We start from the raw sequence: 8550 nt of genomic DNA on the forward strand, positions 1-8550 counted from the left end.
TCCCCTCAATTCCTGCTGATATGATATTATTCGAGTAAATAGTGCTAAGTTATATTTACTGCAACAGCTTCATTGCGGTGTATAAGGAGTGTGTGGAATTGGGTAGTATAAAGGTAAGCGGTTTGTGCAAGGCCTTTGGTATAGATGAGCTCTTCAACGATGTGAGCTTTGAGATAAAGCGTGGTGAAAGGATAGGCTTTGTGGGGGCCAATGGCGCCGGCAAGTCAACCCTGATGAAGTGCCTGCTGGAAAAGGTGGAGTATGACAGGGGCGTTATCTCCATAGACCCGGCTGACACCATCGGCTACGTGGAACAGCAGGCGGAGATGGACAGCGAGGCAACCCTGTACGAAGAGCTGAAAAGCGCTTTTGCGGATGTGCTGGCACTGGCCGCGGCCAAGGAGGCCATGGAGGCGGAAATCAGGCACGACCACAGCGAGGAAAAAATGGCGGCTTACGGCAGGCTGGTGGAGCGCTTTGAGCATGCCGGAGGCTACGATTTTGAGAGCCGCATCCGCCGCACTGCCTTCGGGCTGGGGTTTGCCGAGGAGGATATGGAGAAAAGGGTGGCACTGTTCTCCGGCGGTCAGAAAACCCGCGTCTGCCTTGCCAAAGCCCTGCTCAGGGAGCCTGACTTCCTGTTTCTGGACGAGCCTACCAACCATCTGGACATTGGCATGATTGAGTGGCTGGAGGGATTTTTGCAGAGCTACAGCGGTGGCGTGCTGATTATTTCCCATGACCGTTTCTTTCTGGACAAGGTGACGAACCGCATTTTTGAGATAGAGAATAAAACCGTTACCGCCTACGAGGGCAACTACAGCTACTACATGAAGGTCAGGGAACAGCGCAGGGCGGCACAGCTTTCTGCCTATGAAAAACAGCAGGAGCACATCAGAAAGACCGAGGAATACATCAGGAAGTACAAGGCAGGCATCAAGTCCAAGCAGGCACGGGGCAGGCAGAGCCAGCTGAACCGGCTGGAGCGGATTGTGAGGCCGGCCGAGACGGCGGCCTTTAATTATTTTGCCTTCAATGAGCCGGGGGAGTGCGCCCAGCGGGTGGCGGAGCTGGAGGATGTGGCCTATCGCTTTCCTGATACGCAGAAAAAGCTGTTCGAGCATGTGGATGTGCTGATTCGCAAGGGGGACGGCGTGGCAATCGTGGGGCCAAACGGCGCCGGCAAGACCACCTTCCTGCGGCTGCTGGTAGGTGAGCTGGAAGCCTCGGAGGGGCGGATAAAGATTGGCTCACGGGTAAAAATCGGCTATTTTTCCCAGCAGCACGAGAGCCTGCACATGGAGCGCACCCTGCTGGAGGAAATGGAGTATGAGTACGGCCTGTCAGAGGAGCAGAGCCGCCGCTATCTGGGGGCCTTTCTTTTTCACGGGGACGAGGTGTTCAGGCTGATTGGCGCCCTGTCCGGCGGCGAGCAGTCACGGCTGGCATTTTTGAAGCTGATGCTGACGGGGGCAAATTTTTTGGTGCTGGACGAGCCGACCAACCATCTGGATATTCCGGCCAAGGAAGCGGTGGAGGAGGCCCTGTCCACCTTCCCGGGGACGTATATCACAGTTTCCCATGACCGCTATTTTCTGGACAAGGTGGCCAACTGCGTGCTGGAGATTGCAGATGGGCATCTGACCGAGTACGATGGCAACTACAGCTATTACCGTGAGAAAAAGGCGGAGGAAGCAAAAGCGGCTGAGGAAGCTGCCGCAGAGCAGGCGGCCAGGGAGGCCGCCCTGGCGAAAAAGGCCGCTGCCAAGGCAAAACAGCAGCAGGACGAGGCGGAAAGGGCTGCCGTGCAGCGGGCAGAGGCGCAGGCCGCCAGCAGGAAGCAGGCGCAGCTGGGAGCCATCCAGAAGATGAGCGAGGCAAAGCGCACGGAGCTCATTCAGCGGGCAGAGGCGGAGATTGCCATGGCAGAGGCGGAGCTGAAGATGCTGGAGCATGAGATGAACGATGTGAGCCTGCAGGCAGATCCGGCCAGGAGCCAGGAAATCGCCGAGGCCTATGCGGCCAAGGAACAGGAGATTCAGGTGAAGTACGAAAAATGGGAGCAGTTGACGGAGGCATAGGCGCATAGATGGAAGAGCTGGAAGCCCTGACGGGAGTTGTGGACAATATCATATTTGCCAGTCCAGAGGGTGGCTTCTGTGTTTTTCGCCTGCTGCCGGAGGGGCAGGGAAGCACTGTCACCGTGACCGTGCAGATGGATGCGCCCCTGCAGGGGCAGCAGCTTGACCTGAAAGGAAGGTGGGTGGAGCATCCACGTTTTGGCCCCCAGTTTCAGGCCGTTCACATGATAGCTTCCGCTCCTACCAGCGTAGAGGGCATCCGGCGTTTTCTGGGCTCCGGCATCATCGAGGGCGTCGGCAGGGCCATGGCGGCGCGCATTGTGGAAAAATTTGGCGGCATGGCCCTGGAAATTATTGAAAAGCAGCCCCACAGGCTGCAGGAGGTGCGGGGCATCGGCAGGAAGACAGCGGAAAAAATCCACGCCTCCTATCAGGAAAAGGCAGAGCTGCGGCAGATAATGCTCTGGCTGGAGCAGCACAATGTATCAGGCATCTATGCCGGGAAAATCTATGAGCGGTACGGCTCCTTCTCCGTAGAGGTCATGGAGCAGAATCCCTACCGCCTTGCCACTGAGATAGAGGGCATAGGTTTCAGTACGGCTGATGCTATCGCCGCCGGTATCGGCATGGATCCCTGTGACAGCTTCCGAGTATCGGCGGCCCTTGAGTACCAGCTGCAGAGAATCGCGGTGAACGGTCATTGCTGTGTGCCGGAAAACCAGCTGGTAGACGATGTGGAAAAGGGCATAAGGGTGCCGCGGGATGTGGTCTGGGACGTGCTGAAGCAGGACCTGGCCGCCGGCAGGCTGGATCAGGAAACCGTGGGTGGTACGCTTCTGGTTTATCCGGAGTACCTTTACCGGGCGGAGGTGGAGACGGCAGAAAGCCTGCTGTATCTGCAGGAAAAAGCCATGCCCATTGCGTCACGCAATCCGCGGCGGCTGGTGAAGAGCTGGGAGCAGGAGGCTTCGATTCAGCTGGCAGAGCAGCAGCGGCAGGCGGTGGAGGCCGTGTTTGAGCATGGCGTGTTCGTGCTGACCGGAGGGCCGGGTACGGGCAAGACCACCGTAGTTCGTGCCATGATCGAGATATTGGAAAAGCAGGGCCTGCAGATTCTGCTGGGGGCGCCTACCGGCCGGGCGGCCAAAAGGCTCAGCGAGGCGGCGGGGCGCGGGGCAAAGACAGTACATAGGCTGCTGGAGGCTTCCGGCGGTGATGGTGAAGGCTCCGGCTTCGGGCGCAATCAGGAGGAACCTCTGGAAGCGGATGTGATTATTCTGGACGAGGTTTCCATGATGGACATCGTGCTGATGAGCCATTTTCTGGAAGCAGTGCCTGCGGGCTGTCATTTGATTTTGGCGGGGGACGTGGATCAGCTTCCGGCAGTAGGGCCGGGGTCCGTGCTGAAGGACATCCTCCGCAGTGGCGTGATACCGCAGGTGTGCCTGACGGAAGTCTTTCGCCAGAGCGATGACAGCACCATTGTCATGAATGCCCATGCCATCAACGCCGGGCGGCTGCCCCGATGCTCGCTGGAGGAGGGCAGCGACTTTATTTTTATTGAACAGCAGGACCCGGAGTGGGTAGAGCAGCATATTGTTTCTTTGTGCAGGAAGATTCTGCCCGCCAGAGGCTACAACGTGCTGGAGGATGTGCAGGTGCTTTCGCCTATGCACCGTGGCGCCTGCGGCGTGGAAAGGCTGAACCAGCTTTTGCAGGAGGCGCTGAATCCCGCCGGGGCGGGGACGCCGGAGCTGGTGCACGGCGCAAGGGTATTCCGGCTGGGTGACAAGGTCATGCAGAATAAAAATAACTACGAAAAAGGCGTATTCAACGGGGATATCGGCTATATTACCGGTCTGGAGCCGGGCTGTATACGGGTGCAGTTCGGTGATGAAATGGAGCTGTCCTACGAAAGTGCGGAGCTTGGCCAGCTGCAGCCGGCCTACTGCATGACGGTGCACAAAAGCCAGGGCAGTGAGTATCCTGTGGTGGTACTGCCGCTGGTGCCGGGCCATCATGTGATGCTGCAGAGAAACCTGCTCTATACGGCAGTGACCAGAGCGAAGAAGCTGGTGATTCTGCTGGGCTCACGGGCCGCGCTGAACACCGCTGTAGCCAACGACAGGACAAAAAAACGCTATACGCTGCTGGCGGAAAGGCTGGGGCGCGGGCTGTAATAGGAAAGGCTGGAATGGCAGGTCAGCAATGCGTTCATAATGTGCGGGCGGTATATGATTGAAGCGGCGGGGTGAGTTTGTGTTTGACTGGATACTGGATTTTTTGTTTCCTCCTGCCTGTCCGGTGTGCGGCAGGTACATTGAGCAGAGGGATTGCTGGTGCAGTGACTGCCTGAAAAAGCTGGTTCAGCCCCGCCGCCTGCCTCTGGACGCTGAGATGAACAGCTTCCTTGACGGCGGCGTATGGGCGCTGGGCGTGTACGAGGCAGGGCTTCGCGATGTGCTTCGCCGCCTGAAATACGATGGCAGGAAAAACCTTTTGGGAGGACTGCATAGCTTCATCGGGGCGGGACTGGCGCGGGTGCCATCCCTGCCTGCGCCGGCAGGCCCCGCTTCCGGCGGGGGAGCTGGCGGGAGCTACGCTTTCACCGGCATGGAAAACGCGCCTGTGGCAGTTCCTGTTCCATTACACCCTGACAGGCTGAAGGAGCGGGGCTTCAATCAGAGCGAGCTCCTATTCAGGGAGCCCTTTGCCGCCCTGGGGGTTCCTATGGTTCCGGCCTTGATGAGAGTCCGTCCTACTGCGCCCCAGTTCGGGCTGACAGCGGCGGAACGCAGCAGGAATATGCAGGGAGCCTTTGCTGTGGCGGCAGGCACGGATTTATCCGGCAGGATGGTGATTATCGTTGACGATATCATGACAACCGGCGCAACCCTGTCAGAGTGTGCCAGGGCAGTCCGTGCCGCAGGGGCGGCGGGCATTATGGGGATTGTGGCCGCCTCCGGCAGAAAATGATGCGGTAAAAAATTTTATTGAATAAAAATACGGAATAACTTATAATAAAAGCGTACTGACAAGTTGTGGGGAGAGGTTTCTATGAATAAACTAAAAAATTGTTCCGGCTGCGGCAAGGTGTATATGGAAATCGGACAGGGAATGTGCAATGACTGCTACCGCAAGGAGCAGGAGGATGAGCAGGTGGTATACTCCTACGTCCGGGATCATGATAAGTGCAGCATCAAGCAGATTGTGGATGATACCGGTGTCAAGGAGCGGGTAATACTGCGCATGCTGAAACAGGGACGCTTTATTGCCAGCGGCTTTGAGATTACATACCCTTGCCAGGGCTGCGGCGCACCTATTACCACGGGCAAGCTCTGCAGCAAGTGCAGCAATGATATCATCAATCAGGCGAAGCGCCTGGAGGCTGCAAAGAGCGTAAGGAAGGTGGATAAAAGTTCCACCATGTACAATGCATCCCGCAACAGATAATGCTGATGGTAGGGCGTTGTCTGCTGCATGCTGACAGCATGGCGGATGGTGCGTCCGGCCGTGAACAGCTCAATATTTGAAGGCTAGCAGGATTATTTAAGAATCCTGCTATTTTTTTCGATATTTTTGCTAGGATTAAAAGATGAGGGTAAGTGCTTTTGCAATAAATTATAAGGCGCGAGATTATGAATTTATAGAAATAAGGATGGTGAAAAGTCGTGATTATAAATAACACTCTTCAGGGCGTAGCAGGCGTATACAGCAACTCCGGCAGCGTGAACAAGATTGCCAGGGCATACCGGCAGGAGGAACAGCTGAATGACAATATTCAGATATCCTCCCAGGGCCAGCAGTTCAGCGAGATTATGAAGAAGCTGAAGGCAGGCTCCGATGTGCGCATGGACAAGGTGACGGAGTATGAGAATATGATAGCCTCCGGCGCGTATCAGGTCAGCAACCATGATTTGGCAGAGAAGATTTTGCAGTACCGTTATTGATGATGAACCTGTGACAGCGGCACAGGGGGAGGATAGTCCATGTGGCAGGAATTGGCCAGAATACTGGCAGAGCTGATAACCGGTTATCAGAGGCTGAAACAGCTGAATGAGGAAAAAAGGGGTGTGCTGGTTCTTGTGAAAATGCAGGAGCTGGAGCAGCTGGTCAGGCAGGAGGAAGAGGTTATCAGCGCAATCCACCGGACTGAAAAAAAGCGGCAGGAGCTGATTGCCAGGATGGCGAAAGGCGGCATCAGGGTCAGCCCCGATATGCAGATGGACAGCGTATGGTCCCAGTGCCCTGAAAGGAAGCAGAGGGAAACCCTCTACAAGCTGCACAAGATGCTGGCCAGGCTGGTTGGTGAGGTGCAGGAGGCCTCTGCCAACAACGGGATTCTCATTGCCAGCGCACTGGACGCCGTCAATTTCCGGCTGAACCAGCTGGGTGGCTCCACTGTGGAGCCTGCTTATGGCAGCAGGGGGCAGGAGCAGGTGTCTCATGTAAAGAACTTTGATTTGGAGGTATAGCCGGTGCAGGAATTGATACATATTATCAGGCAGCAGCTGGTGCTGTGCCTAAGGCTGCTGGAGCTGACAGGAGAACAGCGCAACGCACTGGTGAATACGGCGGCTCCGGCTGTACAGCGGCTTACCAAGGAGATTGAAACCGTAGTAATAGATTTAAACAGGCTTGAAAAGAAGCGCCGCGAGTTTCTCCAGAAAAACAGCGGCAAGGACGCAGCGTCGTGGGTGGCCTGCCAGCCGGAAGGGCTGGAAAAGGATATGGCCAGGCAGCTGCTGGCAAAACAGGCAGGACTATTGCAGAAACTAAAGGAAGCCTCCGGCAACAATCTGCAATATTTAAATAAAAACATAGAATATATCGACTATAACGTGAATGTCATGACCCGTACAGCGGCAGGGGTAACCTACGGAACACCGGGCGATAGCGGTGGCAGGCCGGTACAGGGGAGCAAGATGTTTGAGGCAAATGTCTAGGACGGGCCTAACAGGGCAGTGCCGACAACATAATGCATTGCAGTACGGCGTATAGGGTATATATGCCGTGTGTTGTGACATGACATGCGTGACAAATATTGAGAGCAGGTGAAATAACATGCAGAGTACATTTTCCGGGCTGAATACCATGGTAAATGGTATCTATACAAACAGGCTGGGGCTGAATACAGTCGGCCACAATATCAGCAACTCCAATACGGAGGGATATTCCCGCCAGACGGCTCACGCGGCGGCTACGCCTTCCTCGGAGGTCTATACGCTGGCAGGTGCCAGCCAGGTGGGCAACGGCTCCACCGTTACCTCCGTTATCAGGGCGAGGGATATCTACGCTGACCGTCAGTTCTGGAAGGAAAACAGCACCAATGGCTACTACAACGGCAAGGCGAATAACTATGCCAAGATAGAGTCCATTTTCAACGATTCGGATAATACCGGCGTCCAGAATGCCATGGAGAAGTTTTATCAGGCGTGGGAGGACTGCTCCACCACTGCCAGCAGTGATACCAGCCGTCAGAATGTAATCAACGCCGGACAGAATTTTGCCCAGAGCCTGCAGATTGCGGCAAATCAGGTGCAGGAGCAGATAAACTCCCTGTATGACGATATTACCCTTAGTGTGGAAACTATCAATCGTCTCTTGGGGCAGGTTGTGGAGCTGAACAAGAACATTTCCGGCATCGAGGCCAACGGCGCCAATGCCAATGACCTGCGTGACCAGCGCGATCTGATTGTGGACCAGCTGACGGAGATGACGAATATTACTGTATACGAAACCAATAATGGCATGTATACCCTGGTAAGCAACGGCACAACTTTGGTAAACGGCATCACCAAGGTGGATTTGGAGATGTCCCCGCCGAAGAACAACAAGGAATACAGCCTGAATGATTATGATATTATCATCAAGCAGACAGGCACGATTTATTCTCCGGGGGGCGGTGAGCTGCAGGCCCAGTTCGAGGCGATTGCCGAGGACAAGGGGTATATTGATGATGTGGCGCGCATGGCTACCTTCCTGCTGACCACCCTTAACGACCAGCACAAGGCCGGTTATGGCATTGATGGCAACAAGGATAATCCTTTTGGCAATACCAATCCTGCTGATGATGCCACGACAGGCTTGAACTTCTTTGGCGAGTCGGACTATGTTTTTGAGTGGACGGAAGCTGACGGACTTACCGTAACCCGGAAGAATGCTGATGGTACTTTGATTGCAGGTTCTACGGAAAAGCTGACAGGTATGCAGATTCTGGATATTCTGGAGGTAAACGCGGAGCTGACTGCCGTTGACGGACATAAGAAGCTGGCCACCAGAAGCGGTGAGAGGGATGCTGATGGCAATTTGTTGTATCAGACCAAAGATCCGTCTACTGGTGCTATAGGAACAACCACTGACAGAAAAGATCCGAATATAGTAAAGGATGCAAGCGGCAACCCTGTTCCGGTTGATGTGAACGGCACAGGTGATGGCAGCAATGCTGTGTGGATAGCGGCCCTTCTCA

Annotated in this window: 8 protein-coding genes; all 8 read left to right on the forward strand. The window is 55.2% G+C overall.

Features of this window, described 5'->3' with window-relative positions:
- Positions 1-98 precede the first annotated feature (98 nt).
- Complete coding sequence (locus tag ACI3UA_RS08270) at positions 99-2081, forward strand: ABC-F family ATP-binding cassette domain-containing protein (protein WP_439724341.1); 1983 nt, start codon at positions 99-101, stop codon at positions 2079-2081.
- Between the two features lie 8 nt (positions 2082-2089).
- The gene (gene recD2 / locus ACI3UA_RS08275; protein ID WP_439724342.1) at positions 2090-4261 is read left to right on the forward strand and encodes an SF1B family DNA helicase RecD2; all 2172 of its coding nucleotides are present in this window, start codon (positions 2090-2092) and stop codon (positions 4259-4261) included.
- Positions 4262-4319: 58 nt separating this feature from the next.
- The gene (locus ACI3UA_RS08280; protein WP_439724343.1) at positions 4320-5057 is read left to right on the forward strand and encodes a ComF family protein; all 738 of its coding nucleotides are present in this window, start codon (positions 4320-4322) and stop codon (positions 5055-5057) included.
- A gap of 81 nt (positions 5058-5138) precedes the next feature.
- The gene (locus ACI3UA_RS08285; RefSeq protein ID WP_439724344.1) at positions 5139-5534 is read left to right on the forward strand and encodes a flagellar protein; all 396 of its coding nucleotides are present in this window, start codon (positions 5139-5141) and stop codon (positions 5532-5534) included.
- Positions 5535-5752: 218 nt separating this feature from the next.
- A complete protein-coding gene (gene flgM, locus ACI3UA_RS08290) occupies positions 5753-6031 on the forward strand; it encodes a flagellar biosynthesis anti-sigma factor FlgM (RefSeq protein ID WP_439724345.1) in 279 nt (92 codons plus the stop codon).
- A gap of 39 nt (positions 6032-6070) precedes the next feature.
- The gene (locus ACI3UA_RS08295; protein ID WP_439724346.1) at positions 6071-6556 is read left to right on the forward strand and encodes a flagellar protein FlgN; all 486 of its coding nucleotides are present in this window, start codon (positions 6071-6073) and stop codon (positions 6554-6556) included.
- 3 nt (positions 6557-6559) lie between these two features.
- A complete protein-coding gene (locus ACI3UA_RS08300) occupies positions 6560-7027 on the forward strand; it encodes a flagellar protein FlgN (RefSeq protein ID WP_439724347.1) in 468 nt (155 codons plus the stop codon).
- A 118-nt stretch (positions 7028-7145) separates the two neighbouring features.
- Positions 7146-8550: flagellar hook-associated protein FlgK (flgK, locus tag ACI3UA_RS08305; protein ID WP_439724348.1), on the forward strand; the 1405-nt coding region annotated here is incomplete at its 3' end.

Source organism: Anaerovibrio sp. (assembly GCF_051866355.1).
In the GTDB taxonomy this organism is placed as follows: Bacteria; Bacillota; Negativicutes; order Selenomonadales; family Selenomonadaceae; genus Anaerovibrio.